A 26,880-nucleotide genomic window follows, 5' to 3' on the forward strand; every position below is an offset into this window, starting at 1 on the left:
CCCTGACCTATGGCGAACCAATCGTTGAAGACGCTCACCGAGACCCTCGCGGGCCGGTTGACCGAACGGGCCCTTCCGGGCGAACTCAAGGACTTCGGGGCGAGCGAGGTGGCGCAGGCCGCGGCGTTCGTCGCGGCGACTGCCGCGCACCGCGACGACGGCGCGCCGGCGATCGCGATCGAGCCGATCAGCGCGGACGACACGCGGCGGCGGATGCGGCTCGCGATCGTCAACGACGACATGCCGTTCCTGGTCGATTCGATCGCCGCGGCGATCGGCGCGCAGGACATCGCGGTTGATCGGATCATCCACCCGGTGGTTCGCACGACGCGGACGCCCGACGGTACGCTCCACGCGATCGACGCGGACGGCCAGAGCGCGGGTCGCCCCGAATCGATGATCTACCTCGAGATGGAGCGCGCCGACGCACGCGACCGTCGCGGGCTGATCGAGGACCTGACCGCCGTATTGGCCGACGTCCGCGCGGCGGTGACCGACTGGCGCGCGATGCAGGCGGCGCTCGACGACGATATCGCCAAGCTGCCCGAGGGCGAGGGCGCGGCGCTGTTGCAGTGGTTCCTGGGCGGGCACCTGACGCTGCTCGGGCACCAGATCTGGCACCGTGACGGCAGCGGTCATGCCGCGCTGGGGATCGCGCGCAACGAACATCGCGTACCGATCCTCGCCGAGGCATCGCGCGCACTCGCGATCAAGTGGTTCGAGGCGGGCAACGATGCACCGCTGCTACTCAAGTCGAATTTGATTTCGACCGTCCACCGCGCCGTGCCGCTCGACCTCGTCGTCGTGCCGGTAATGGAAGGCGCGACGGTCGCCGGACTGTCGATCTATAGCGGCTTGTGGACCAGCGCCGCGCTGGCTGCGATGCCGCGCGACGTGCCGGTGTTGCGCACGCGCCTCGCGGCGATGAAGGCGAAGTTCGGCTTCGATCCGCGCGGTCATGCCGGCAAGGCGCTGACGCACGCGTTCACCGCGCTGCCGCACGACCTCGTGATCGCGTTCGCGCCCGATGCGCTGGAGGATCTGGCGCTGACCGCGATGAGTCTGGCGGATCGGCCGCGGCCGGCGCTTGTGCTCGTGGAATCGGCACTTGGCCGACACCTGTTCGGGTTCGTCTGGCTGCCGCGCGACGACGTCACCACCAGCCGCCGCGTCGCGATCGGCGACATGCTGGCGGAGGCGGCGAATGCGAGCGTGCTCAACTGGTCGATCGCGCTGGAGGACGGCGAGGTCGCGATGATCCGCTATACGCTCGACCTGCGCGGCGATGGCCGGATGCCCGACGTCGCGCCGCTCGCGCTCCGGTTGCAGCGGATGGTGCGCGGCTGGGTGTCGGACGTCGAGGCGGCTCTTGTCGAGACGTTGCCGCCGCCGCGCGCCGCACGGCTTGCGCTGAAATGGGCGGCGGCGTTCCCGCAGAATTACCGCAACCTCAGCACGCCCGCCGAGGCCGCCGAGGACATCCAGCGGATCGCCGCGCTGGCCGACCCGGAAGCGCGCGGTGTGCGCCTCGTCCCGGGCGAGGCCGGTGCGGATCCGCAGCTCAAGATCTACAAGCTGGGTGGCGCCCTCCCCCTGTCCGACGCAGTCCCGGTGCTGGAGAATTTCGGCTTCCGCGTGATCGGCGAACTGCCGACGCGGTTGCGCGACGACAGCGTGCCGTTCGTGCATGATTTCGTGCTGGAGGCGAACGATGCCGCGCAGCAGAGCGACGCGCCCGTGCTCGAAGGCGCGATCGCGGCGGTGCTGGAGGGCGCGGCGGAGAACGATGCGTTCAACCGGCTGATCGTCGAACTCGGCATGCGCCCCGAGGCCGTGGTGCTGTTCCGCGCGTGGTTCCGGTACCTGCGCCAAGCGGGGCTTCCGTACGGTCTGACCACCGTGGTCGACGCGTTGCGCCGTGCGCCGAAGGTCGCCGCCGCCCTGATCGCGCGGTTCACCGCGGTCCACCACCCCGATCATCCCGGCAATGCGATCGAGGCGGACCAGGCGATCGAAGCCGGGCTCGACGCGGTCACCGCGATCGACGACGACCGTATCCTGCGCGCCTATCGCAACCTGATCGCGGCGACGTTGCGGACCAACGCGTTTACGCCCGCCGCATCGGAGGCGCTCGCGTTCAAGCTCGACAGCCATCTGATCCCCGGCCTCCCCGCCCCTGTGCCCTGGCGCGAGGTGTGGGTCTATTCGCCGCGCGTCGAGGGCATCCACCTGCGCGCCGGCCCGGTTGCGCGTGGCGGTCTGCGCTGGTCCGATCGTCGCGACGATTTCCGCACCGAGATCCTGGGGCTTATGAAGGCGCAGCGCGTCAAGAACGCGGTCATCGTGCCGACCGGCGCGAAGGGTGGCTTTATCCCAAGCAGCTCCCTGCGCCGTCTAACCGCGACGCGTGGCTGGCAGAGGGTACCGAGAGCTATCGGATCTTCATCCGCACCTTGTTGTCGATCACCGACAACATCGTCGAGGGCAAGGTCGTCCATCCCGAGGGCGTGACGATCCTCGACGGCGAGGACCCGTATTTCGTCGTGGCGGCCGACAAGGGCACCGCGACGTTCAGCGACGTGGCGAACGCGCTGGCGCTCGAACGGGGATACTGGCTCGGCGACGCGTTCGCCTCCGGGGGCTCGGTCGGCTACGACCACAAGGCGATGGGGATCACCGCCAAGGGCGCGTGGCTCAGCGTTCAGCGGCATTTCGCCGAACGCGGGCTCGACGTGCAGAGCGAGAGCATCACCGTGGTCGGCTGCGGCGACATGTCGGGTGACGTGTTCGGCAACGGCATGCTGTTGTCGAAGACGCTGAAGGTCATCGCGGCATTCGATCACCGCCACATCTTCCTCGATCCCGATCCCGATCCGGCGACCAGCTGGGAAGAGCGCAACCGGATGTTCGCGCTGCCGCGGTCGAGCTGGGCGGACTACGACGCCAGCTTGATCTCGAAGGGCGGCGGCGTGTTCGCGCGGACCGACAAGGTGGTGAAGCTGTCGCCGCAGGTGCAGGCTGCGCTCGGCGTGACGGTGAGCGAGATGGAGCCAGGCGCGTTGATCTCGGCGATTCTCAAGGCGCCGGCGGACTTGCTCTGGTTCGGCGGCATCGGCACCTATGTGAAGGCCGCGTCCGAGGCGAACGTCGCGGTCGGCGATCCGGCCAACGACCGGCTGCGCGTCAACGCGGAGGATCTGCGCGTGATCGCAATCGGAGAAGGCGCGAACCTGGGTGTCACGCAGGCGGCGCGTATCGCCTTCTCGGCGCGGGGCGGGCGGATCAACACCGACTTCATCGACAATTCGGCGGGCGTCGACTGCTCGGATAACGAGGTCAACATCAAGATCGCGCTCAACCGCGAGATGATCGAGGGGCGGCTGGAGTACGAGGACCGCAACACGCTGCTCGCTAGCATGACCGACGACGTCGCGCATCTAGTGCTGGAGGACAACCGCCTCCAGACGCTGGCGCTGTCGATTGCCGAGGCGGACGGCGCGGTGGCGATGCCGAGCTATGTCCGCGTGATCGAGATCTTCGAGGGCGCCGGGCGGCTCGATCGTGCGGTCGAGGGGCTCGCGTCGAACGATATCCTGCTCCGTCGTGGTCAGGATGGGCTGGGGCTCACGCGTCCCGAGCTCGCCGTGCTGCTCGCGACCGCCAAGCTCGGGTTGCAGGATGCGATCGAGCATGGCGACATCGCCAAGGACGATGCGCTGAAGCCCGACCTCCACGCCGCCTTCCCCGCAGCGATGCGCGAGCGCTTTGCGACCGCGATCGACGAGCACCGGCTGCGGCCCGAGATCGTCGCGACCAAGCTCGCCAACCGGATCGTCAACCGATTGGGCATTCTCTATCCGTTCGAGCTGGCGGAAGAGGAAGGCGCAGCGATGGGCGATATCGCAGCGATGTTCGTCGTCGCCGAGCGCCTGTTCGACCTGCCGGCGCTATGGGCGGAGATCGAGACCGCGGTGATGCCCGAGGCGGCGAGGATCGCGCTGTTCGACGAGGTAGCGGTCGCAACGCGCTCGCAGATCGCCGACCTGTTGCGCGTATCGGCGCCGGGGACGGCACCGGGCGACGTGCTCGCACGGCTGGCGAAGGGCATCACGCAGCTCGACAGCCAGACCGCGGCGCTGCTCCTCGAAGAGGCGAGCGCGCAGAGCAGCCGTATCGCGGGGCAGCTCGAAACGGTCGGCGCGCCGGGTGACCTAGTGCGGAAGGTCGTCCGCCTGTTCGAGATGGACGGCGCGGTCGGGCTGGCCGATCTCGGCGAGCGGATGGCGCTCGACGAGGCCGTGCTCACGCGCGCGTTCACGCATCTTGGGCAGGCGCTCGGGCTCGATTGGGCACAGGCAAATGCTGCGCGGATCAGCCCTACCGATCCGTGGGAGCGGTTGCTGATCGCCGGTCTCGCGCGCGATTTCCAGCAGTTGCGGCTCGAGTTCCTCGCGCGGCGTGGGGCGCAGGATCCGCAGGGTGCGGTCGAGGCGTGGCTGACGGCAAACGCCACGCGCGTGGCGCAGTTCAAAGCGGTCATCGACCGCGCGCGCCATGCGGCGGTGCCGAATGCGGCGATGCTGGCACAGATTGCCGGGCAAGCGCGGGTGCTGCTGGGACGGTAACTAAACCCCCTCTCCCCACCGGGGAGAGGGAGGGGCCCGCACGCGCTTGCGTGTGGGAGGGTGAGGGGCATGAGGCTCGGGATGCTGATCCCAACAGCCCCTCACCCTCCCGTCGCAAGAGCTCCTCCTTCCCTCTCCCCGGAGGGGCGAGGGAAAGTTTACGCAGCCCGCCGCGCTGCCAGTTCCGCCTTCCAGCCCCGGGCGCGCCACCACATGATCACGCCGGTCACCGCCAGCACCGCCGGCAATATTCCGCCGATAAAGATGATCACCTGCCACAACGCGCCCATGTCGGTGCCATCGTGGATCCGCCGCATCCACCGCCCCACACCGCCCTGAGGCCGCGCCGGCGCCGCGGTCGCGCCACCGGTATCGTCGGCGATCTTCACCCCGACCGGCGTCCCCCCGCGCGAGAACGTCACGGTCCAGTCCGCGCTGAGATCGGTCGGCCACGCCACGCTGCGCAAGGGTGCGCCACCTGCCAGCGCCCGCGCCTTGCCGATCGCCACGTCGAGCGGCTGAGCCGGCTTCGCGAGCGGCTTCGCACGCATCATCGCGCCGCGATCTGGCCCGCCCCTCGGCCGCGAAGCCTCGCCGGTGAGCTTCCCGAAGAACTGCGGAAACGAGATCCATGCGCCGGTCAGCGACAGCACGAACAACGGCAGCGCGATCCAGAAGCCGAACAGGTGATGCAGGTTGGTATCGACGTTGCGATGGCGCCGATACCGCAGCCCGCGCGTCCACTTGCCGATCGTCGGCCACCACAGCCACAGCCCGGTAAAGCAGGACACCATCATCGCCACGCCGATCCAGCCGACGATCGAACGTCCGACGCCGGGGAGTTGCAGGCTCCCGTGCAGCACGTGGAGGAACCGTACGAGCCCACCATTCGAGGGCGAAACCTCCAGCACGCGCGGTCGGCGGATCGAGATACACCATCGTCCGCTGCGGTGGCCCCGGCCGCTTGGGCGCACTCCCCGCCGCCGCTGCCGCAATCACTACCGGGCCGCCGTCCTCGGGCATCGTCAGCATCGCGATCCGCTCGCCGTGTGTGAGCCGGGCCGCCGCCGCGGCGACATAGGCGTCCGGGCTGAGCACTGTCGTCCCTGATACCGCATAGCGGCTCGGATCGACGATCCGGTCGAGCGCATCATGCCACACCAGCGCCGCGCCGCTCAGCGACAGCGGGATGATCAGGATCGCGAGGATCAGCCCGATCCACTTATGGACCTGAAACCAGGCCCGTCGCATCGCCAGTTTACTCATCGAATATTCCCCCGTTCGTGGAGCGTGGCATGGCGGGCGTAGCCAAGTCCATCCATCCCCTTTCCGTCATGTGCGCTCAAACATCCGCCCAGCGGCGCAGCAGATTATGGTACACCCCCGTCAGCCGCACCGTTGCCGGATCGCCCTGCCCCTGCGCGGCCGCGACCGCCTGCACGCCCTGATCGAGATCTAACAGGATCCGCCGCGCGCCGTCGTCGCGGACCATCGACTGCAGCCAGAAGAACGACGCGACGCGCACGCCGCGCGTGACCGGCGCGACGCGGTGCAGGCTGGAGGCCGGATACACCACCATATGGCCGGCGGGCAGCTTGACCGATTGCGGGCCGAACTGATCCTCGATCACGAGTTCGCCCCCGTCATAGGTTTCCGGTTCGGCCAGGAACAGTGTTGCCGACAAGTCGCTGCGGATCCGGAAGTCGGAGCCGCGCTTGATCCGGATCGCGTTGTCGACGTGCAGGCCGAAATCCTGGCCGCCGGCGTAGCGGTTGAACAGCGGCGGGAAGACTTTCAGCGGCAGCGCGGCGGCGACGAACAGCGCGGAGCGGCCGAGCGCGTCGAGGATAATCCCGCCGGCCTCGCGCGCTGCGGCCGAGTCCTCGGGCAGTTGCTCGTTGCGCTTGGCCAATGCCGATTGCGGACCCGAGGTCGCGTTACCGTCGATCCACTCGGCCGCATCGATCAGCGCTCGGACGCGCGTGACCTCGGTCGGATCGAGCACGTCTGGAATGGCGATCAGCATACTGCCCCCTCGCGCAATGCCGCCACGCCGGACGTCCGGAACGCCGGGATATCGCTCGCCGCCAGCCACGCCTCGGCCTTGGCGAGGAATGCCGCGTTGCCCCGTGCGCCCGCCTGTCTCAGCCAACCAAGTGCCATTTCGATCTCCCCCGCCGCGCCAAGCATGCGCGCGTGATTGAAGCAGCCGCGGAAATCGCCGCCTTCCGCCGCAGTCGCATAGCATGCCGCGGCACGCGTCATGCCGCGCTCGCAAGCCCAACCGTCTTCCGCGAAACTGCCGACGAAGTTGATCGCCTTCGCACTGGCGAGCCCCGAGTCCATCGCAGCGACCTTCTCCAGCAACGCCAGCGCAGCCGGCTTGTCCTCGGCAACGCCCTCGCCCAGCGCAAGCAACGTCGCATAATTATACATCGCCCAGTCGAGCCCGCGCTCCACCGCGATCCGGTAGCATTCGGCCGCGCGCGCCTTGTCGACGCGCGTGCCCCAGCCGAGATCGTAGCAACGCCCGACCATGTTGAGCGCCATCACGTGATGCTGCGCCGCGGCCTTCGTGAACCACCCGAGCGCCGCTTGTCGGTCGGCAGCGACGGCGGTGCCGTCGAGAAGCATCTGCCCGTACACCGCCTGCGCCTCCGCCACGCCCGCATCCGCCGCCTCGCGCACGAACGCCGCGCGCTCCTCCGGACTTCCGGAGAGGCGCGCGGCGATGGCGGCGGGCGTGAGGGTATCGATCGCCGTCATGGCCTCAGAACCGCAGGTTTACCGTACCGAAGATCGTCCGGCCCGCGGCGATCGCGGCATAGTGGCTGGTGAAGGTCTGCGAGAAATAGGTCTTGTTGGTCACGTTCTGCGCGTTGACGCTGAGGTCGACATTGTCGGTCAGCTTGTAGCTCGCGCGCGCATCGAAGCGCCAGTAATCGGGAATGCTGCGCGTCAGCACCTTGGTCGCAGCGTTGACCGTGACCACCCCCGCAGCATTCTGCGTCGCAGTGCGGTTGTCCGCATAGCCGCCAATCTGCTCGTCCATGTACAGCGCGGTGCCACCGATCTGAAGCCGCTTGGTCACGTTGACGTTGGTCGTCGCGGTGAAGCTGTTCTTCGCAGTCTGCGGAACCTGCTTGCCGGTGTTGACCGACACGACGCCGATCGTCCGGGCTGGCTGGATCACCGTGGTAACGCCGTTTGCAGTCGTCGTAATCGCCGCGGCGGTCAGCGTCGTGAAACCGCCATCGATGATCTTAGGATCGAGATGCGTGAAGCCGCCGAACACCGTCCAGCCGGGCAGGATCGTCCCGCTGACGTTGAATTCGAAGCCGCGAATCCGCGTCTCGCCGATGAACGACGCGGTGTTGGTGTCATCAAGCACGCGCGCGTTCGAGATTTCGGTCTGGAATACCGCCGCACCGAGTTGGAGCTTCTCGCCGAACAGACTGGCCTTGGCGCCGACCTCGTACGACTTGGTTTTTTGCGGCTTCAGCAGGCTGAGCGTCGCGACGGTGATCGAATTATCCTCGCGGCCTTCGCCGAGCAGGCTGTTGGGCGGCGTCGCGGCGGTCGCATAGCTGGCATACAGGCTCGTTTCCGACGTCGGCTTGAACACCAGGCCGGCCTGCCAGTTGAACAGATTGTCGACGCGCTTGACCTTGGTCTGGGTCGCGCCCGGCAGCGTGATGGTGGATTCGAACCGGTCGTAACGCGCGCCCAGATTCAGGATCAGCGACGGCATGAGCGTGATCGAATCGAATGCGTAGACCGCCTTGGTATTCGCGTCGTTCTGCGTCTCGGTCGAGGTCGCGCCTTTCACGATCGGTGTCGCGGTGGTCGACGTGTCGCTCGTGTAATTGACCCACGGCGCATACGGGTTCGGGTCGAACAGGCTCACGCAATAGGAGCGCGCGATCGTGACCGTGTCGCAGCGCGGGCTGATCGTCGAGCCGTTGGCCGACACGAACGTACCGCGCCGCGTCTTCTCCCACGAGATTTCGGTGCCGAGCGAGAAGCTGTGTTCGATGCCGCCGGTGTTGAACTTGCCGTACAGATCGGTCTGGTCGACGATGCTCTCGCTATAGCCGTAGCGCGTGTTGCCGCGCGTCCAGACATAGCCGCCGCCCGTTACCTTGGTACCGCCGGTGACCGCATTGACCCCGCTGGTCGTCGTGGCGGTCGTACCATAGACATTGCCCTGGCTGTCGTCGGGCAGCGTGAAGATATAGCTCTGGTCGCTGTGCGTGTAGCGCGCGGTGTTGCGCAGCGTGATGCCGCCGAAATCATGCTCGACGCGGAGCGTTGCCTGGTTGGTGGTCGCATCGCGGAAATCGCGCGCGGCCAGCCCGTAGAAGTTCTTCCGCGAGACGTAGCCGGTCTGGCCGCTGGCGGTCGTCACAGTGCCGAGCGCAGGCTGCGTCGTGACGTTGCCGGTGCCAGGATGGTTGGCGATCGTATAGAGATACGGAATGCCGCTGTCGGGCAGTTCGCTGCTCTCCATGTGATAGAAGCTGGCGGTCAGCCGGGTCGGCGTGCCGAGCCCGACCGCGAACGATGGCGCGATGCCCCAGCGCTTCTGCCAGATCGCATCGCGGCCGGCGACGTCCTGGTCGTGCCACATCCCCTCGATCCGGAACGCGGCGGTATCGGAGACCTTGAGGTTCACGTCGCCGGTGATGCGCTTGTAATCCGCCTCGCCGTAGCTGGCACTGAGCGATCCGAAATTGTCGAGCTGCGGCAGCCGCGACAGGATGTTGATCGTGCCGCCAGCCGAGCCGCGCCCGCCGAGCGTCGAATCCGAGCCGCGGACGATCTGGACCGAATCGACCGCGAACACTTCACGCGTCTGCGCGGCGAGATCGCGGACGCCGTCGACATAGATGCTGCCCTGGCTGTCGAAACCGCGGATGAACGGGCGGTCGCCGATCGGATTGCCGCCCTCCGCTGCGCCGAAGGTGATGCCGGGCACGGTGCGCAGCGCATCGGCGAGGCTGTTCGACCCGGTCTGCTCGATAACTTCCTGCGGCAGGACGATAACCGAGCGCGGCGTGTTCACCAGCGGCGCGACCTGCTTGGGACCTTCGTCGTGCAGGCGCTGGCCGTTGACGAGGATTTCCTCGCGCTGCTGCGCATCGGTCACCGGCGCGGCCGACTTGTCGGCATCTGCGGCATAGGCCGGCGCAGTCGCGAAGGCGCCGACGCACGACAAAGCGAGAAAGGCCGGCACAGAGGACGAGCGCGGCAACGATGCACGCGGCGAAGGTAGCGACATAGACAAACCCCTTTGTTCTGAGGGGCTCGCTATTGAGAGTCGTTCGCACTGTCAACGCTAATGCGAGTAGTTCTCAACCTGGATTATCGAACAGCCATGTTCTCAACGCGCTAGCGAGGTTCGGCGGATTATCCGCAACGATGCGAATTGCGTCGATTTCGGCGACGAGCGCTGACAGGGGCAAGGCAAGACGCGTCGCAGCGGCTTCGAGCGCCCGCCAGAAGACGGGTTCGAGGCTGATCGAGGTCTGGTGGCCGGCGATCGTGATCGAGCGCTTGACGGGCCCGTGGAACCCGCCCGCGGGCGCTTCGATCACTGGTCGGTCACTCGGTGTCGAACAGCGAAGCCAGCTGTTCGATGATCGTGCCGCCAAGCTGTTCGACATCCATGATCGTCACGGCCCGCGCGTAATAGCGGGTGACGTCGTGACCGATGCCGATCGCGACCAGTTCGACCGGCGACTTGCTCTCGATCCAGCCTATCACCTGGCGCAGATGCCGCTCGAGATACGATCCCGAGTTCACGCTGAGCGTCGAATCGTCGACCGGCGCGCCGTCGCTGATCACCATCAGGATACGACGTTCCTCGGGCCGCGCGACCAGCCGCGCGTGCGCCCACATCAGCGCCTCGCCGTCGATATTCTCCTTCAGCAACCCCTCGCGCATCATGAGGCCCAGCGAGTTGCGCGCGCGCCGCCACGGCTCGTCCGCACGCTTGTAGACGATATGGCGGATGTCGTTGAGGCGCCCCGGCTGCGGCGGCCGCCCGGCGGCGAGCCACGTCTCGCGGCTCTGCCCTCCCTTCCACGCGCGAGTCGTGAACCCGAGAATCTCGGTCTTCACACCGCAGCGCTCCAGCGTGCGCGCGAGGATGTCCGCGCTGATCGCCGCGATCGAGATCGGACGACCGCGCATCGATCCCGAATTGTCGATCAACAACGTCACGACGGTGTCGCGGAAGTCGGTCTCCCGCTCGGCCTTGTAGCTGAGCGACAAAGTCGGGTTGACGATCACGCGCGAGGCGCGCCGCGTCGAGGATGCCCTCCTCCTGATCGAAATCCCATGACCGCGACTGCTGTGCCATCAACCGCCGCTGGAGCCGGTTTGCGAGCTTCGACACGGTCGACTGCAGGTGCACGAGCTGCTGGTCGAGATAGCCGCGCAGCCGCGCCAGTTCGTCGGCGTCGCACAGTTCGGTGGCGGCGATCACCTCGTCGAACTGAGTCGTCCACGGCTTGTAGTCGAACGCGCCGCCCATGTCCGCGAAGGGGCGGTTCGGGCGGACCGGCTGCATGCCTTCCTCGCCGTCGTCGCCGGGCTCGCCGTCGATGTCGTCCATCGACTCGTCGCTCTGCTCCTGGCCGTCGCTTTCCTCGTTCTGCTGCTCGGCCTGCTCGCCGCGCGCCTCGACTTCGCCCTGGCCATCCTCGCCCTGGTCGTCGCCTTCGTCGCCCTCGTCCTGCTGCTGCTCGTCGGTGCCTTCGTCCTCGGAGCCGCCCTCGTCGCTTTCCTCGGGGACCTGATCGCCTTCGACCAGCTCCAGTTCCTGCAACATTTTTCGCGCAAGGCCCTGGAACGCCTTCTGGTCGTCGAGCGCATAGGCCAGTGCATCAAGATCGGTCTTGCTCTCGATCCACTCGCGCACCAGCGCGAGACCGGGTGCGGCGATCGCAGGCGATTCCTGCCCGGTCAGCCGCTCGCGGACCATCAGGCCGAGCGCGGTCGACAGCGGCACCTCGTCACGGTTGCGCGCGCGTGATGGGGTCTGCACGCAAACGAACGTCGAGCGCCCGTTCAAGGTTCTCCGTAATCCCCGCATAACCGCGCGACCCAAGCGCCTCGACCCGTGCGGTTTCGACCGAATCAAACACGGCGCGCGCAACCGCCTCGACCGGCGCCGCACGGTTGTGCAGCGCGATGTCGTGATGCTTCAATCGCAGCGCGAAACCGTCCGCGAACCCACGCGCCTCGGCGACCTGCTCGAGCGGCAGGGCACGCGCGGGCATCGGCACCTTGATGTGCTTGCCGCTCTGGGTCGGCGCGTCCGCGGTGAAGGCGAGTTCGACCTCCGGCTCCTCCGAAATCGCACGCGCGGTGCCGGCAAGAACCGCCTTGAAACGATCGAGAGGGGTTTCGTTGGCCAAAGGCTCAGGCCTTACCCACCACGCTCTCGGGGAGGTCCTTGCCGAACACGCGCTGGTAATATTCGGCGACCAGCGGCCGCTCTGCCTCGTCGCACTTGTTGAGGAACGACAGGCGGAACGCAAAGCCGACGTCGCCGAAGATCAGCGCGTTCTGCGCCCAGGTGATCACCGTACGCGGGCTCATCACGGTCGAGATGTCGCCGTTGACGAACCCCTTGCGGGTCATGTCCGCCACGCGGACCATGTTCTCGACGACCTTCTTGCCGTCCGGCTTGTCGTATTCACCCGACTTGGCGAGCACGATCTGCGCCTCGACCTTGGCGGGGAGGTAGTTGAGCGTGACGACGATGTTCCAGCGGTCCATCTGGCCCTGGTTGATCTGCTGCGTGCCGTGATACAGCCCGCTCGTGTCACCGAGGCCGACCGTGTTGGCGGTCGCGAACAGGCGGAACCAAGGGTTCGGGCGGATCACGCGGTTCTGATCGAGCAGCGTCAGCTTGCCCTCGGTCTCCAGCACGCGCTGAATCACGAACATCACGTCCGGACGGCCGGCGTCGTACTCGTCGAACACCAGCGCGGTCGGGGTCTGCAACGCCCAGGGCAGCAGGCCCTCGCGGAACTCGGTGATCTGCTGGCCGTCCTTCAGCACGATCGCGTCGCGGCCGATCAGGTCGATACGGCTAATGTGCGCGTCGAGGTTGATGCGGATGCACGGCCATTTCAGGCGCGCCGCGACCTGCTCGATATGCGTCGACTTGCCGGTGCCGTGATAGCCCTGGACCATCACGCGACGATTATGCGCGAAGCCGGCAAGGACCGCGAGCGTCGTGTCGGCATCGAAGACGTACGCCGGATCGAGATCGGGCACGCGCTCATCGGCTTCGGAAAACGCCGGCACTTCCATGTCGGAATCGATCCCGAACATCTCGCGCACCTTCACCATGCGGTCGGGTGCGTCGAGGATCGTGGTCTCGCGGCTATCGGGCTGGGTATTCGGGATATCGGTCATGTTGGCCTCGTGTTCCCGACCGCTCTAGGACAAGCGAGGGGCGTTACTCAACCGCGACCTTATCCGGTAGCGGAAAGAGTGTGACGAACCGCTCGGCGAGCGCACGGTTCCCGGTGATCTGCAATGTGCCCGCGGCTTCCGCATCGCGAAAGGGCCTTGCGCCATAGACGAGCGATGCAATCGTCATCGGATCGCCGTCGAACGTGACGTCCGCTGCCGACGGGTCGGCGCGCACGACATGGATCCAGTCGCCATCGACCCGCCCGACGAACCCCTCGCCGCCCAGCCGAAAACCGACGACTGCGGTCCAGCCATCGGCACGCTGCCGCGAGAACATCGTCCGGAACGACAGCATCAGCGAGGCCGCGCTGAGCGGTAGGGTGGGATCATGCGCAGGCGACCGCGCCGCCCATCGACCGAGTTCGCGGATCGCGGTCTCGCTCTCATACCCCCAGGGCGTCAGTTCATAGACCTGCACGCTGGCCGGCGACGGGAGCATGCGTCGGATCAGGATGCCGGCGCGCGCCAGTCCCGCCAGCCGCTGTGTCAGGACATTCGCACTTATGCCGCCGAGGTCGGCCTTCAGTTCGCCGAACCGGCGCGGACCGAACATCAGTTCGCGCACGACCAGCAGCGACCAGCGCTCTCCCACCAGTTCGAGCGCCATCGCGGTGCCGCACGCATCGTCGTACCATCGATTCGACGAGGCATCAGTTATATTTTCTAACTTCATAGTTGTTTTAAGTAACCATTGCGAGCATGCAATGCAAACACCGGTGCGAAACCGAGTCGAAACAGGAGAGCCGCCATGGGCAAGGCCATATTCTTGAACCTGCCGGTCGCCGACGTGGCGGCCGCGACCGCATTCTACGCAGCGATCGGGTTCGAGCGGAACGCGATGTTCTCGAACGAGCAGGGCTCGGCGATGGCATGGTCCGACACGATTTCCGTGATGCTGCTCGATCGCGCCTTTTATGCGACCTTCACGTCCAAGCAGATCATCGACGCGAAGACGACCAGCGGCGTGCTGCTGGCCCTGTCGTTCGACAGCCAAGCCGAGGTCGATGCGATTACGGAAGCGGCCCTGGCGGCGGGCGGACGCGAATTGCACGACCCCGAGGACATGGGCTTCATGTACAGCCGCGCCTTCGAGGACCTCGACGGGCATGGCTGGGGACCGTTCTTCATGGACATGGCCGCCGCGGCGGCGACGATGGGCGGGGCCCAGCCGAACTGACCCGGCGGAGCAGCGGCGCGACCCGAACGCCGACGCGTCAGGCGAACGCCGCTGCGCCCTTCAGGTGCTGGTAGGCCGCGATCACCTTTTGCAGGTCGGCCTCGTGCGCGCGGTCGCCGCCGTTGCGGTCGGGATGGAAGCGCCGCACGAGTTCGCTGTAGCGTTTGCGCAGTTGCGTGCGGTCGGTATCGGTCCCCAATCCGAGCACGCGCAACGAGCGCCGTTCGCCGTCGGACAGCACGCGGCCGTCTTTCCGCGCCGCCGCCATCCGCTCGCCGAACCGTGCACCGATCGCATCGATCGGATCGGCGAAGTCCGCCCATTTTGGCGGCGTATCGCCGCCGCCATGCGCGAACGCCCGCGTCTCGCGCTCCCAGCCCGCCATCGGTCGCTGCGCATGATGGATTTCGTCCGCGGTCATCCCGTCGAAGAAATTATACCCGGAGTTGAACGCGCGGACATGCTCCAGGCAGAACCAGCGGAACTGCGGCGGGCCGCCATCGCTCGGTCCCTCCAGTGGCGGCGCGCGAAATTCGCCGGGCTCCTCGCAGTCGCGCCACATGCAGACGCGCCCGGTCCCTTCAACGCGGCCGTGAAACCGTGGGCTGGGGCGTTCCTTGCGCTCTTTTCGATCGTCGTCCGCCACCGGCTCCCCGCGCTTCCAAAACGGGCTATATAGGGAGCATGACAGACCTCGCCACCGGCTCCGTACAGGACCAGATCACCGCCCGCCTCACCGCGACCCTCGCCCCGACGCACCTGGTCGTCGTCAACGAGAGCGGGCTCCATGCCGGCCACATGGGCGACGACGGCACCGGCGAGACGCATTTTCGCGTCGAGGTGGAAACCCCGAAGTTCGAAGGCCTTAATCGCGTCGCGCGCCAACGCCTCGTGAACCAGGCGCTCGCCGAACTGTTGAGCACGAAGATCCACGCGCTTGCTATCAAGGCCCGCGTACCCGGGGAAATCTGATGGCGTACAAGCTCTGGTACTGGCCCTCCATCCAGGGGCGCGGCGAGTTCGTCCGGCTCGCACTTGAAGGCGCCGAGATCGCCTACGAGGATTGCGCGCGCGGCGTTGGCGAGGAAGGCCTGATGGCCGATCTCAACGACCGCACGGGTCGAACGCCGTTCGCGCCGCCCTATCTGGAACTCGACGGCCTGGTCATCGCGCAGGTCGCCAACATCCTGATGTATCTCGGCGAGCGTCACGGTCTCGCGCCGTCGACCATGGCGGACCGGCTGTGGCTCAACCAGCTCCAGCTGACGATCGCCGACCTCGTGGCGGAGGTCCACAACGTCCACCATCCGGTCGCGATGATGGACTATTACGACGACCAGAAACCCGAAGCCGCGCGGGCGGCGAAACAGTTCCGCGAGGAACGGATGCCGAAGTATCTCGGTCATTTGGAGGATGCGGCGCAGGCCAATCCGGGCGACTGGCTGATCGATCACAAGTGGAGCTATGCCGACACCTCGCTGTTCCAGGTGATCGAAGGGCTGCGGTACATGTTCCCGAAGCGGATGAAGACGCTCGAACCCGACTACCCGAACCTCGTCCGCATCCACGATCAGGTCGCGGGACTGCCGGGCATCAAGGCGTATCTGAAAAGCGACCGGCGCTTGGCGTTCAACACCGACGGCATCTTCCGCGCCTATCCGGAACTCGACGCGGTATGAGGCTTGGCAGCCTCCCCACAATCAGCACCTTCCTGGTCAGCACCTCCCCGGCGAAGGCCGGGGTCCAGTTGGAAAGGTCGATATGGCGACGGGCTGTCCATCGTTACCCCTGTCTCCCAACTGGCCCCCGGCCTTCGCCGGGGAGGTGCGTCGGGCTATGAGAACCCCACGCCCAGCCGCGCGCATCCTCCTCGTCGACGGCGAAAACCGCGTCCTGATGTTCCGCTTCACCCCCTCCGATCGCCCGCCACTCTGGTGCACGCCCGGCGGCGCGGTAGATCCCGGCGAGAGCTATGCCGCTGCCGCCCGCCGCGAACTGTGGGAGGAAGTCGGCCTCGACATCGACTGCGGCCCCGAAGTCGCGCAACGCACCATCGATTTCCTCACCTTCGAAGGCGTCGAGGTCACCGCCGACGAACGCTATTTCCGGATCGACGTCGACACCTGCGAGGTGAAGGCGGGCAATCTCACCGAACAGGAGAAGCAACTGCTCGTCGGTCACCGCTGGTTTTCTCGAAATGACATCGCGGGCTTTCACGAAACGCTCTATCCCGCAGACCTGGTCGAACTTCTCGACGCCACGGAACCTGCCAAGGGATAGCGCCATGCTCGATGATTTCGTCCTCCAGACCATCCTGCCGTCGACGCACGATCTCGGCGGGTTCAAGGTCCATCGCACGCTGCCGAACAAGGAAAGGACGATGGTCGGGCCGTTCCTGTTCTTCGACCAGATGGGCCCGGCGCATCTCGACGTGGGCCAAGGCATCGACGTGCGGCCGCACCCGCATATCAACCTGTCGACCGTCACATACTTGTTCGACGGCGCGATCGACCACCGCGATCTCGCTCGGCACGCAGGCACGGATCGAGCCGGGCGCGGTCAATTTGATGACCGCGGGCCACGGCATCGTCCATTCCGAACGCTCGCCCGGCGACGAGCGTGCCGAAGGGCCGAACCTGTCGGGCATCCAGACCTGGCTGGCGATGCCCGAGGCGGTCGAGGAGATCGACCCCGCGTTCGAGCACGTCACCAAGGCGCAGCTGCCGACGATCGAGGCGCACGGCGCGCGCTCGCGGATCATCATGGGGAGCCTCTGGGGCCAGACCGCGCCGACGACGACCTATTCGGGCACGATCTACGCCGACATCGCGCTCGACCCGGGCGCGAGCGTGCCGATCGACGCAGCTGCCGAGGAGCGCGCGATCTACCTCGCAATGGGCGAGGCGACGCTGGAAGGCGTGAAGCTCGAGCCACAAGTCCTTTACGTTCTCCGCCCCGGCATATCTGCAACGCTACGGTCTGCGCATGGCGGCCGCGCGATGCTCTGCGGCGGCGACGCCTTCACGACCCCGCGCCATGTCTGGTGGAACTTCGTCAGCTCGAACCGCGACCGCATCGAACAGGCGAAACGCGACTGGAATGCGGGCAACTTCCCGAAGGTACCCGGCGACGAAAAGGAATGGATCGAAATTCCCGCGATCCCGAAGACGGTCAGCTATCCCTGATCTCTCCCCTCCCGCAAGCGGGAGGGGGTAGGGGTGGGCACGCGCCATCGCGGAGCACTCCGTTTGAAACTAGCCGCGAGCCCACCCCCAACCCCTCCCGCGAGCGGGAGGGGAGTAGAAGGCGTATCTCCCCTCCCGCTTGCGGGAGGGGTCGGGGAGGGCATGATCCAGGCGCAGCGCGACGGGTAGGCCTCCCTAACCCCTCCCGCAAGCGGGAGGGGAATGATGTCGAACCTGCAACGCATCGCGCTATCCACTGGCGTAACCCTGGACGTCGCGATCAGCGGCGACCCGGCGAGTCCGCCTGTCATCCTCCTCCACGGCTTCCCCGAATCACACCGCACCTGGCGCGCCATCGCCCCCGACCTCGCTCGCGACCACTACGTCATCGCCCCCGACCAACGCGGCTTCGCGCGCTCCTCAAAGCCCGAGGGCGTCGACAGCTACACCCCCGACAAGATCGTCGCCGACCTCATCGCGCTCGCGGATCACCTGAACATCGACCGTTTCACGCTGGTCGGCCACGACTGGGGCGGCGCGGTCGCGTGGATGGCGGCGCTGCGCCACCCCGAGCGCATTGCCAGGCTCGTCATCATCAACGCCCCCCACCCGCTCGTCTTCCAGCGCACCATGTTCGACGACCTCGAACAGCGCGCCGCCAGCCAGTATATCCGCGCGTTCCGCAACCCCGACCTCGAAAAGCACATCGAGTCGATAGGTCTCGAACCCTTCTTCGACACCAGTTTCTCGAAGCACGCCGATCTCGCCGCGATGGCCGAGGACAAGGCCGCCTATCTCGACGAATGGGGCCAGCCCGGCGCGATCACCGCGATGCTCAACTGGTACCGCGCCAGCGCGATCGTCGTCCCCGCAATGGACGAAACGCCGCCCCGCCCCGCGTTTCTGGATGCGCCGTTTCCGCCGACTAGGATGCCGGTGCTGGTGATCTGGGGTATGCAGGACAGCGCGCTGCTCCCAAGCCAACTCGACCTCGCCGCCTATGTCCCCGACCTCACGATCGAGAAGATCGATGCAGGCCATTTCGTACCGTGGCAGAAACCCGACGCAGTGATCGCCGCAATGCGCCGCTGGGGAATCTGAGAACCCTCTCGATCCTCCCCCGCAAGGGGTAGGTGGCGCCGAAAGCGACGGAGGGGGAGGACACGCCACGGAGGTGATCGCCTCCCCCAAATCCGTCATCCCAGCGAAAGCTGGGATCTCATGGTGGCAGGTGCTGCGACCCGAATTGGGAGATCCCAGCTTTCGCTGGGATGACGGATGGGGCGGGGACGGGACTGGCAGAGCATTTACGCGGGCGTCGAACGGCGTGAGCTATGTCGTGAAGCGATCAGCGCACGACCCGAGCGCGCACCTGTCTAAATCCTGACCACCACATTCGGCGATCGTTCAGCGGCAGGGGAGCAAAACCCCGTTCATGCCGTTGATTCGGCACCGAACACAGGAGAGCAGCCATGCGTAAGATGATCCTCGCGGCCGTCGCCGCCGCCACCCTCGTCCCCAGCTTCGCCACCGCACAGAGCTACGGCGAAGTCCGCCGCGACCAGCGCGAAATCCGCGAGAGCCAGCGCGACCTGCAGCGCGCACGCCGCTACGGCGACCGCGGCGACGTCCGCGAAGCCCGTCAGGAACTGCGCGAAGACCGTCGCGAAGCGCGTGAGGACTGGCGCGACTATCGCCGCACGCACGGTAACGTCTACCGCCGCCCCGCCTATGTCGGGCCGCGCGGCTATCGCTATCGTCCGGTGAGCGTCGGCTACCGGTTCGCACCGAACTATTACGGTCGCCAATACTGGATCAACGACTATCAGACGTACCGCCTGTCGCGCCCGGCCTATGGGTATCAGCGCTGGGTCCGCTACGGTCGTGACGTCGTCCTGGTCGATACGCGCAACGGCCGCGTCGCCCAGGTCAATAACGGCTTCTTCTACTAAGACCTTCTACCAAGTTTGGGCGGCCCGGGAGCGATCCCGGGCCGCCCTCGTATCTGGTGCCTCAGTCCTTCTCGTAGGCGCCACGTCGCATGACGTAGTCTCGTGTCTCGTACGGCGCCGAGAGCCCCTCGACCCAGGCGCCATGCGCATGCGTCAGCGCAACCAGTTCCATCCCCCGTTCCCCCGGCCAGCCGCGTACGCGGACCTCGTGGCGGTGCAGATCGCGATTCGGCTCCATCATCACCCAGCCGAGCGGTCGCTCCACCGTCGCGCGCGCCCGCTGCGTCCATCGCGACCCGGATCCGCTCGCGGGAGGTCGCTGGCAGATACTGCCACACCACCGAATGCATCAGCACGCGCGTAACGCCTTTGGGCTGCGGTTCGGCCAACCGAGCCTCGACCCAGTCCGCCGCATCGCCTTCGGCCAGATCGACGCCGCCCTCGCGCACCATCGCGATCGCCGCGGCCAGCCGCGTCTGTCGTTCGACCGCATCGACCCAGACATACGCCTCGAGCCGCGCCGCTGCGGCCGGATCGGCGACGTCCACCGGGTGGATATCGACGCCGCGTGTCGACCCGATCTCGACCGGAGCGCTTGGCGGCGGCGCGCCCCGCCATTCGGGGTTGATAGTCACAGGCGATGCCGATGGCCCGACATTCACACCGCCAAGATCGAACCGATAGCGATCGATCAGCAGATTGAGCCCCGCGCTTGATCCGATCTCCAGCACCTCGAACCGCGGCCCGTACCGCTCGGCCAGATGCAATATTCCGGTCAACATTCCGGCGGACCGTGCCGCCTCGTTGGTCTGCGGCGGTCCGTCGAGCCACGGCAGCAACGCCGCATCCTGTGTCACGAGCGTTGCCTTTAGTATCGCGACGGTTCGCGCCGAGTCGGTTTCTACGCCGGCGAATACGGCAGAAAGCTCCGGATCGACGCCCGCGCGATGCAGTGCGTGCAGTCCACCCACCAGCCGTAACGCCAAGGCATCCGCGACCGGCTCGCCCGCCCAGTCGAGCACCCGCCGCCCCGTCTCGCTGTCCCGATCGAGCGACTCCGCCAGCGCGCTGCAAACCCGCGCCGTGATCGGCGCATCCATCGCGGCGCAATAGCCCGCCTGAATTCCGAACGCGGAGCAACTTGCCATTACATTTGCCATACGCACGTTGTTGCACCCGCCATGCCCCCCGTAAAGCCCGGCACGTGCCAGATTCTTACCCACCCTCCCAGATCATCATCGCGGTCCCCAAGGGACGCATCCTCGCCGAGGCCCTGCCGTTGCTCGCGCGCCGGGGTGCATCCTGAGGCGTCGTTCTCCGACGAGAACTCACGCGCGTTGCGGTTCGCGACCAACGATCCGGCGATCTCGCTGATCCGGGTGCGCGCGTTCGACGTCGCCACCTTCGTCGCGCACGGGGCGGCGCAACTGGGGATCGTCGGGTCGGACGTGATCGCGGAGTTCGGCTATTCCGAGCTCTACGCGCCGGTCGATCTGGGTATCGGGCATTGCCGGCTGTCGGTCGCCGAACCTGCCGAGATGGCCGCACAGGACGACCCGCGCGGCTGGAGCCATGTCCGTGTCGCGACCAAATATCCGCATGTGACGGCCGCGCATTTCGCCAGCCGTGGCGTGCAGGCGGAGTGCGTGAAGCTCAACGGCGCGATGGAACTGGCGCCGACCTTGGGATTGGCGCCGCGGATCGTCGATCTCGTGTCTTCGGGGCGGACGTTGCTGGAGAACGGACTGGTGGAGGTCGAGACGATCATGGAGGTAACGAGCCGCCTGGTGGTTAACCGTGCCGCGATGAAGACGCGCAGCCGGGTGGTGCCGCTGGTCGAGGCATTCCGCCGTGCGGTCGAAGCGCAGGAGATCGCGGCATGAGCGCTAACCTTCTGCTCCCCTCCCGCTTGCGGGAGGGGTCGGGGAGGGCACGCCCGCCCCGATCGCACCGTGCGAGGCTATGTCATTCCTTCCCTGACCCCTCCCGCAAGCGGGAGGGGAATGTGATCCGCCTCTCCACATCCGACTCGGACTTCGCGACGCGCTTCACCGCGCTGGTCGAGGACCGCCGTGAATCCGACGCTGGCGTCACGCAGGACGTCGCCGCGATCATCGCGTCGGTCCGCCGCGATGGCGAAACCGCGGTCCGCGATCTTACGCAGAAGCACGACCGCCACGATCTGGAAGCCACTGGCTGGCAGATCGACCCCGCCCACTGCAAGGCCGCGTTCGACGCACTCGATCCGGACCTCCGCGCCGCGCTCGAACTCGCCGCAACTCGCATCCGCGCGTATCACGAGAAACAGCGCCCGCTCGACAGCGACTCGGTTGACTCCGCAGGCGTCCGGCTCGGCGCGCGCTGGTTACCGGTAGATGCCGCCGGCATCTACGTCCCCGGCGGCCGTGCCGCCTATCCCTCGTCGCTGCTGATGAACGCGATCCCCGCTAAGGTCGCGGGGGTAGGGCGCCTGACGATGGTCACGCCGACCCCAGATGGCCAGATCAACCCACTCGTTCTCGCTGCCGCGCATCTCGCCGGCGTCGATGAAGTGTGGCGCGTCGGTGGCGCTCAGGCGGTTGCGGCGCTTGCATACGGCGCGGGCCGGATCGAGCCGGTCGACGTGATCACCGGCCCCGGCAACGCCTGGGTCGCCGAAGCCAAGCGCCAGGTCTACGGCGTCGTCGGCATCGACATGGTCGCTGGCCCGAGCGAAATCGTCGTCGTCGCGGACGCGCTGAACGACCCGGAATGGACCGCCGCCGACCTGCTCAGCCAGGCCGAGCACGATCTTAGCACGCAGTCGATCCTGTTCACCGACGACGCGGCATTCGCCGACAAGGTCGTGGCCGCGATCGACCGCCAACTGCGCGACCTTGCTACTGAAGCTGTCGCGCGGGTTGCGTGGGATACCAATGGCGCGATCATCGTCGTCGAGACGCTGGCGGACGCGGTTCCGCTGGTCGACCGTCTCGCCGCCGAGCATCTCCAGCTGGCGATTCCCGACCCGCAAGGCTTCTTCGACCGCATCCGCCACGCCGGCTCGGTCTTTCTCGGCCGCTACACGCCAGAGGCGATCGGCGATTACGTCGCTGGCCCCAACCATGTCCTTCCTACCGGCCGCCGGGCGCGGTTTGCCAGCGGGCTGTCGGTGCTCGACTTCATGAAGCGCACCAGTTTTCTAGCGTTGGACGAAGCCGCGTTGCGCGAGCTCGGCCCTGCCACGGTCGCTTTGGCAAACGCCGAGGGTCTACCTGCGCACGCAAAATCGGTGGCGTTGCGGCTGCGGCTGAACAGTTAGATTGGTTCACGCGGAGACGCGGAGATGTTGCGCGCGGCGCAGCCGCTTCGATCTCCTCATCGGCGGATGATTGGGAAGCCGCTGCGCGGCAAGGTCCACACCTCCGCGGCTCCGCGTGAACCAATCTTCTTCGACTCCCCGCACCGAAACGCAAAGGGCTGACACACAGCCCCCGCGCCTACAGGCAACCTCTTATGACTCGAACCGCCCCCCGCACCAAGGCGCGTGCCGCCGCTCGCCTCGCCGCCGTCCAGGCGACCTACCAGCACGAGATGGAGGGCACCGCGATGCCCGTCCTGCTCAACGAATTCCACCAGCACCGGCTCGGCGCGACGATCGAAGACGTCGAATATGCCGAGGCCGATGTCGACTTCTTCGACGACCTGGTGACCGGCGCCAACGCGCGCGCCGGCGAGATCGACGTGCTGATCGAGGGCAAGCTCGCCAAGGGCTGGACGCTCGCGCGGCTCGACAAGCCGATGAAGGCGATCATCCGCGTCGGGACGTACGAGCTGCTCGCGCGCAAGGACGTGCCGGTGGCCGCGGTGATCAGCGAATATGTCGACGTCGCGCATGCGTTCTACGACAAGCGGGAGTCGGGGTTCGTGAACGGGTTGCTCGACGGGATCGCGAAAGAGGTGCGTGCCTAAATCCTCCCTGGCACGGGGAGGGGGACCATGCGCGGCATGGTGGAGGGGGCTTCCGCAAGCGTACCGGTGGTTGAGCGTTACGGACCTTCTTTCGCGGCCGGAAGACACCCCGCTGGCGTAACGCTCGCGGCACGCCCCCTCCACCCTCCGCTTTGCGGACGGTCCCCCTCCCCGTTCCGGGGAGGATTTGCGTGACCGAGGACGAGTTCATCGCTGCCTTACGCGCGCTCCCGCTGCATCCGGCGGCACGCGGGCTTAACGACGACACTGCGCTGCTCGACGCGGGCCCGCTCGTCGTTACTACCGACACGCTGGTCGAAGGCGTGCATTTCCTCCCGACCGACCCCGCGCAGGACATCGCGTGGAAGCTAGTCGCGACTAACCTCTCCGACCTTGCCGCGAAGGGGGCCAAGCCCGAAGGCATCCTCCTCAACTACCCGCTCGGTGACAACGTTTGGGACCGCGCGTTCCTCGAAGGACTGACCGAGGTCCTGGACGCGTTCGACACGCGGATCATCGGCGGCGACACCGTGACGCTCCCCTAACGCCCCCCGCATCCTTACCATCACCGCGTTCGGCAGCGATGCCGCCGCCCCTGCCCGGAACGGCGCGCAGGGAGGCGATGCGCTCTACGTCACGGGCACGATCGGCGACGCCGGTGCCGGGCTAGCCATTGCCCTCGGAAAGCGAGGCGCCGCCGAACTGCTCGCCGCGTACCGGCGCCCGCAGCCACGGCTCGTCGACGGCCGCATCCTCGGCCCCCAGGTCCACGCGATGATGGACGTGTCCGACGGTCTGCTCATCGACGCATCCCGCATGGCGCTCGCCAGCAACCTCGCCGTCAGTATCGACCTCGCGCGCATCCCGCTTTCCGACGCCTATCGCGCGTTCTCCGGCGACCGCCTCGCCGCAGTCACAGCGGGAGACGACTACCAACTCCTTTTGCTGCACCGCAAGATTTCGTTACCGACGCCGCTCGGATCGGCACGTTCTCGACCGGCGCGGGGCTTACCCTCCACGACTCGGGCCGCCCCGTCCCGCTACCGCCAAGTCTAGGCTACGAGCACAGCCCACGCGGATAACTTGCGCAATACCCCTGCACTGATAGGCTCTCCCCTCGGGACTCGGCAAAGTCGGGACCGGAGAGGACCTGACAATAGGGATAGCGCCGTATGACGACCGTCTATTTGGCCATGATCTGCGGCGTCATCGCCGTCCTATATGGTTTCGTCACCAGTCGACAGGTGCTCGCAGCCTCCCCCGGCAACGCAAAGATGCAGGACATCGCCGCCGCCATCCAGGAAGGCGCGAAGGCCTATCTCGGGCGCCAATACACCACCATCGCGATCGTCGGAGTCATCGTCGCGGCGATCCTGTTGTTCACGCTCGGCATGATCTCGACGATCGGTTTCGTCATCGGCGCGGTGCTGTCGGGTGTCGCCGGCTATGTCGGCATGAACATCTCGGTCCGCGCCAACGTCCGCACTGCGGAGGCCGCGCGCACGTCGCTGCAGGCCGGGCTGACGCTGGCGTTCCGATCGGGCGCGGTAACCGGCATGCTCGTGGCGGGCCTCGGCCTGCTCGCGATCAGCGCGTTCTTCTGGTACCTCACCGGACCCGCAGGCCATGCGCCCAACGACCGGATCATCGTCGAGGCGCTCACCGCGCTCGCGTTCGGCGCCTCGCTGATTTCGATCTTCGCGCGGCTCGGCGGCGGTATCTTCACCAAGGCGGCGGACGTCGGCGCGGATCTGGTCGGCAAGGTCGAGGCGGGTATTCCCGAGGACGACCCCCGCAACCCGGCCGTGATCGCGGACAACGTCGGCGACAACGTCGGCGACTGCGCGGGCATGGCGGCCGATCTGTTCGAGACGTACGTCGTCACGCTCGGCGTCACGATGATCTCGATCGCGCTGCTGATCCAGGCGAGCGGCGCCGAGCTGATGCGGCTGATGACTCTCCCGCTGCTCGTCGGCGGCGTGTGCATCGTCACCTCAATCATCGGCACCTACATGGTGCGGCTCGGTGGCGGCAGCATCATGGGCGCGCTCTACAAGGGCTTCTTCACCTCGACGATCCTGTCGATCCCGGCGATCTACCTCGCAACGCAGTACGTGCTCGGCGACCTTCACCGCGTGATCGGCGGCGCAGGCTTCCTCGATCCCGCAACCGACGATCTCACCACGCAAGCCGCCCCCTCGCTGACGCAGAGCTTCACCGGCATGGACCTGTTCTGGTCGATGATGATCGGGCTCGTCGTCACCGGGCTGATCGTGTGGATCACCGAATATTATACCGGCACCAATCACCGCCCGGTCCAGTCGATCGCCAAGGCATCCGAGACCGGCCACGGCACCAACGTCATCCAGGGCCTCGCGATCAGCCTCGAATCCACCGCGCTGCCGACGCTGGTGATCGTCGTCGCCGTGATCGTCGCGTACCAGCTGGCCGGGATCATCGGCATTGCGTTTGCGGCAACGGCGATGCTCGCGCAGGCCGGCATGGTCGTCGCGCTCGATGCCTACGGACCCGTCACCGACAACGCAGGCGGGATCGCCGAGATGGCCGGGCTGCCCGACGACGTCCGGCAGAGGACCGATGCGCTCGACGCGGTCGGTAACACTACCAAGGCGGTCACCAAGGGCTATGCGATCGGCTCGGCCGGACTCGCCGCGCTGGTGCTGTTCGGCGCCTACACGACCGATCTTGCTACGTACTTCCCCGACGTCACGGTCGATTTCAGCCTCAGCAACCCGTACGTCATCGTGGGCCTGTTGCTTGGCGCACTGCTCCCGTATCTGTTCGGCGCGTTCGGAATGACCGCGGTGGGGCGCGCGGCGGGCGCGGTCGTCGAGGAAGTCCGCGAGCAGTTCCGCAACAACCCCGGAATCATGCTCGGCACCAGCCGCCCTGACTACGCACGGACAGTTGATCTCGTCACCAAGGCGGCGATCCGCGAGATGATCGTGCCCTCGCTGCTGCCGGTGCTGTCGCCACTCGCCGTGTATTTCATCATCACCGCGGTCGCGGGCCAGGCCGCCGGTTTTGCCTCGCTTGGCGCGATGCTGCTGGGCGTGATCGTCTCGGGGCTGTTCGTCGCGATCTCGATGACGAGCGGTGGCGGCGCCTGGGACAACGCCAAGAAATACATCGAAGACGGCCATCACGGCGGCAAGGGCTCCGAGGCGCACAAGGCGGCGATCACCGGTGATACGGTCGGCGACCCCTACAAGGACACTGCCGGCCCCGCGGTGAACCCGATGATCAAGATCACGAATATCGTCGCGCTGCTGCTGCTCGCGGCGCTGGCTGGCGGCGGAGGCTGAGGCGGAAGCCGCAGCAAGCGCGACCGGCCGGCGGGGGCCCGACGCCCTCGACCGGCGGCGCGGCTTTGCCGCGTCGCCCTTCGTACTATTACCGCCGACCGCGCTAATCGGTGGCGAAGCCAGCTGATCCGTTTCGGAGCAGTCGCCTACGGAACATTCGCGGATTGGCGC

At 66.8% G+C, this 26,880-nt stretch carries 18 protein-coding genes and 6 pseudogenes; 13 read left to right on the plus strand and 11 right to left on the minus strand.

What is annotated here, in order from left to right; genetic code table 11:
* The first annotated feature begins 9 nt into the window (after positions 1 to 9).
* Positions 10 to 4,625 (plus strand): annotated as a pseudogene (locus tag QP181_RS14330) (NAD-glutamate dehydrogenase).
* Between the two features lie 158 nt (positions 4,626 to 4,783).
* Here the strand turns inward: QP181_RS14330 and QP181_RS14335 are convergent.
* From QP181_RS14335 to QP181_RS14375, 9 genes and pseudogenes are all read right to left on the minus strand, one after another.
* Positions 4,784 to 5,536: a PepSY-associated TM helix domain-containing protein gene (locus tag QP181_RS14335; protein WP_333928964.1), complete on the minus strand. Its 753-nt coding sequence runs from the start codon at positions 5,534 to 5,536 to the stop codon at positions 4,784 to 4,786.
* A 52-nt stretch (positions 5,537 to 5,588) separates the two neighbouring features.
* A pseudogene (locus tag QP181_RS14340) lies at positions 5,589 to 5,891 on the minus strand (PepSY domain-containing protein); the annotation flags it as partial.
* Between the two features lie 76 nt (positions 5,892 to 5,967).
* On the minus strand, positions 5,968 to 6,651 hold the full coding sequence (locus QP181_RS14345; RefSeq protein ID WP_333928965.1) for a Fe2+-dependent dioxygenase: 684 nt from the start codon (positions 6,649 to 6,651) through the stop codon (positions 5,968 to 5,970).
* On the minus strand, positions 6,645 to 7,391 hold the full coding sequence (locus QP181_RS14350; protein ID WP_333928966.1) for a tetratricopeptide repeat protein: 747 nt from the start codon (positions 7,389 to 7,391) through the stop codon (positions 6,645 to 6,647). The genes QP181_RS14345 and QP181_RS14350 overlap by 7 nt, the downstream gene beginning before the upstream one ends.
* Before the next feature lie 4 nt (positions 7,392 to 7,395).
* Positions 7,396 to 9,906 carry a TonB-dependent receptor gene (locus QP181_RS14355; protein WP_333928967.1) on the minus strand — a complete coding sequence of 837 codons (2,511 nt, stop codon included), beginning with the start codon at positions 9,904 to 9,906 and terminating at the stop codon, positions 7,396 to 7,398.
* A 73-nt stretch (positions 9,907 to 9,979) separates the two neighbouring features.
* Positions 9,980 to 10,222 (minus strand): ribbon-helix-helix domain-containing protein, encoded by a 243-nt coding sequence (locus QP181_RS14360; RefSeq protein ID WP_333928968.1) that lies wholly within the window; start codon positions 10,220 to 10,222, stop codon positions 9,980 to 9,982.
* Positions 10,223 to 10,229: 7 nt separating this feature from the next.
* Positions 10,230 to 12,049: pseudogene (cobT, locus tag QP181_RS14365) on the minus strand (cobaltochelatase subunit CobT).
* Between the two features lie 4 nt (positions 12,050 to 12,053).
* Positions 12,054 to 13,058 (minus strand): cobaltochelatase subunit CobS, encoded by a 1,005-nt coding sequence (gene cobS, locus QP181_RS14370; RefSeq protein WP_055874633.1) that lies wholly within the window; start codon positions 13,056 to 13,058, stop codon positions 12,054 to 12,056.
* Between the two features lie 43 nt (positions 13,059 to 13,101).
* Positions 13,102 to 13,725: an HxlR-like winged helix-turn-helix transcriptional regulator gene (locus QP181_RS14375; protein ID WP_333928969.1), complete on the minus strand. Its 624-nt coding sequence runs from the start codon at positions 13,723 to 13,725 to the stop codon at positions 13,102 to 13,104.
* A gap of 141 nt (positions 13,726 to 13,866) precedes the next feature.
* Between QP181_RS14375 and QP181_RS14380 the strand changes: the two genes are divergently transcribed.
* A complete protein-coding gene (locus tag QP181_RS14380; RefSeq protein ID WP_333928970.1) occupies positions 13,867 to 14,295 on the plus strand; it encodes a VOC family protein in 429 nt (142 codons plus the stop codon).
* Positions 14,296 to 14,332: 37 nt separating this feature from the next.
* Here QP181_RS14380 and QP181_RS14385 read toward each other — a convergent pair whose 3' ends face one another.
* Positions 14,333 to 14,857 carry a J domain-containing protein gene (locus tag QP181_RS14385; protein WP_333923642.1) on the minus strand — a complete coding sequence of 175 codons (525 nt, stop codon included), beginning with the start codon at positions 14,855 to 14,857 and terminating at the stop codon, positions 14,333 to 14,335.
* Between the two features lie 122 nt (positions 14,858 to 14,979).
* Here QP181_RS14385 and QP181_RS14390 point away from each other — a divergent pair, with 122 nt between their 5' ends.
* The 6 genes and pseudogenes from QP181_RS14390 (at position 14,980) to QP181_RS14415 (ending at position 19,432) form a co-directional block, all read left to right on the plus strand.
* A complete protein-coding gene (locus QP181_RS14390) occupies positions 14,980 to 15,267 on the plus strand; it encodes a BolA family protein (protein ID WP_333928971.1) in 288 nt (95 codons plus the stop codon).
* Entirely contained in the window at positions 15,267 to 15,974 is a 708-nt protein-coding gene (locus QP181_RS14395) for a glutathione S-transferase (RefSeq protein WP_333928973.1), read from the plus strand. The genes QP181_RS14390 and QP181_RS14395 overlap by 1 nt, the downstream gene beginning before the upstream one ends.
* A 157-nt stretch (positions 15,975 to 16,131) precedes the next feature.
* A complete protein-coding gene (locus tag QP181_RS14400; protein ID WP_333928974.1) occupies positions 16,132 to 16,575 on the plus strand; it encodes an NUDIX hydrolase in 444 nt (147 codons plus the stop codon).
* Positions 16,576 to 16,579: 4 nt separating this feature from the next.
* Positions 16,580 to 17,480: pseudogene (locus QP181_RS14405) on the plus strand (pirin family protein).
* A gap of 222 nt (positions 17,481 to 17,702) precedes the next feature.
* Positions 17,703 to 18,581: an alpha/beta fold hydrolase gene (locus QP181_RS14410; protein ID WP_443027543.1), complete on the plus strand. Its 879-nt coding sequence runs from the start codon at positions 17,703 to 17,705 to the stop codon at positions 18,579 to 18,581.
* A 371-nt stretch (positions 18,582 to 18,952) separates the two neighbouring features.
* Positions 18,953 to 19,432: an RcnB family protein gene (locus QP181_RS14415; RefSeq protein ID WP_333928976.1), complete on the plus strand. Its 480-nt coding sequence runs from the start codon at positions 18,953 to 18,955 to the stop codon at positions 19,430 to 19,432.
* Here QP181_RS14415 and QP181_RS14425 read toward each other — a convergent pair.
* Complete coding sequence (locus QP181_RS14425; protein WP_443027544.1) at positions 19,429 to 20,580, minus strand: DUF2332 domain-containing protein; 1,152 nt, start codon at positions 20,578 to 20,580, stop codon at positions 19,429 to 19,431. The two genes, QP181_RS14415 and QP181_RS14425, sit on opposite strands and share 4 nt — an antisense overlap.
* A 56-nt stretch (positions 20,581 to 20,636) precedes the next feature.
* On the opposite strand from QP181_RS14425, the pseudogene hisG reads away from it, so the two are divergent.
* The 5 genes and pseudogenes from hisG to QP181_RS14450 all read left to right on the plus strand — a co-directional run bounded on the left by hisG (position 20,637) and on the right by QP181_RS14450 (position 26,709).
* Positions 20,637 to 21,315: pseudogene (gene hisG / locus QP181_RS14430) on the plus strand (ATP phosphoribosyltransferase).
* A gap of 122 nt (positions 21,316 to 21,437) precedes the next feature.
* Positions 21,438 to 22,733, plus strand: coding sequence for a histidinol dehydrogenase (hisD, locus tag QP181_RS14435; protein ID WP_333928977.1), 1,296 nt, complete (start codon positions 21,438 to 21,440; stop codon positions 22,731 to 22,733).
* A 194-nt stretch (positions 22,734 to 22,927) separates the two neighbouring features.
* Positions 22,928 to 23,383 (plus strand): transcription antitermination factor NusB, encoded by a 456-nt coding sequence (nusB, locus tag QP181_RS14440; protein WP_056488135.1) that lies wholly within the window; start codon positions 22,928 to 22,930, stop codon positions 23,381 to 23,383.
* Positions 23,384 to 23,574: 191 nt separating this feature from the next.
* Positions 23,575 to 24,465 (plus strand): annotated as a pseudogene (gene thiL / locus QP181_RS14445) (thiamine-phosphate kinase).
* 90 nt (positions 24,466 to 24,555) lie between these two features.
* Positions 24,556 to 26,709: a sodium-translocating pyrophosphatase gene (locus QP181_RS14450; RefSeq protein ID WP_333928978.1), complete on the plus strand. Its 2,154-nt coding sequence runs from the start codon at positions 24,556 to 24,558 to the stop codon at positions 26,707 to 26,709.
* Positions 26,710 to 26,880 lie beyond the last annotated feature (171 nt).

It is taken from the genome of Sphingomonas sp. LR55 (assembly GCF_036856015.1).
Lineage (GTDB): Bacteria > Pseudomonadota > Alphaproteobacteria > Sphingomonadales > Sphingomonadaceae > Sphingomonas.

Excerpts from the sequence above, each read along its gene's own strand:
- QP181_RS14345 (WP_333928965.1), bottom strand. The coding sequence starts at position 6,651 with ATGCTGATCGCCATTCCAGACGTGCTCGATCCGACCGAGGTCACGCGC.
- QP181_RS14350 (WP_333928966.1), bottom strand. The coding sequence starts at position 7,391 with ATGACGGCGATCGATACCCTCACGCCCGCCGCCATCGCCGCGCGCCTC.
- QP181_RS14355 (WP_333928967.1), bottom strand. The coding sequence starts at position 9,906 with ATGTCGCTACCTTCGCCGCGTGCATCGTTGCCGCGCTCGTCCTCTGTG.
- cobS (WP_055874633.1), bottom strand. The coding sequence starts at position 13,058 with ATGACCGATATCCCGAATACCCAGCCCGATAGCCGCGAGACCACGATC.
- QP181_RS14375 (WP_333928969.1), bottom strand. The coding sequence starts at position 13,725 with ATGGCGCTCGAACTGGTGGGAGAGCGCTGGTCGCTGCTGGTCGTGCGC.
- QP181_RS14380 (WP_333928970.1), top strand. The coding sequence starts at position 13,867 with ATGGGCAAGGCCATATTCTTGAACCTGCCGGTCGCCGACGTGGCGGCC.
- QP181_RS14385 (WP_333923642.1), bottom strand. The coding sequence starts at position 14,857 with ATGTGGCGCGACTGCGAGGAGCCCGGCGAATTTCGCGCGCCGCCACTG.
- QP181_RS14390 (WP_333928971.1), top strand. The coding sequence starts at position 14,980 with ATGACAGACCTCGCCACCGGCTCCGTACAGGACCAGATCACCGCCCGC.
- QP181_RS14395 (WP_333928973.1), top strand. The coding sequence starts at position 15,267 with ATGGCGTACAAGCTCTGGTACTGGCCCTCCATCCAGGGGCGCGGCGAG.
- QP181_RS14400 (WP_333928974.1), top strand. The coding sequence starts at position 16,132 with ATGAGAACCCCACGCCCAGCCGCGCGCATCCTCCTCGTCGACGGCGAA.
- QP181_RS14410 (WP_443027543.1), top strand. The coding sequence starts at position 17,703 with ATGATGTCGAACCTGCAACGCATCGCGCTATCCACTGGCGTAACCCTG.
- QP181_RS14415 (WP_333928976.1), top strand. The coding sequence starts at position 18,953 with ATGCGTAAGATGATCCTCGCGGCCGTCGCCGCCGCCACCCTCGTCCCC.
- QP181_RS14425 (WP_443027544.1), bottom strand. The coding sequence starts at position 20,580 with ATGGCAAGTTGCTCCGCGTTCGGAATTCAGGCGGGCTATTGCGCCGCG.
- nusB (WP_056488135.1), top strand. The coding sequence starts at position 22,928 with ATGACTCGAACCGCCCCCCGCACCAAGGCGCGTGCCGCCGCTCGCCTC.
- QP181_RS14450 (WP_333928978.1), top strand. The coding sequence starts at position 24,556 with ATGACGACCGTCTATTTGGCCATGATCTGCGGCGTCATCGCCGTCCTA.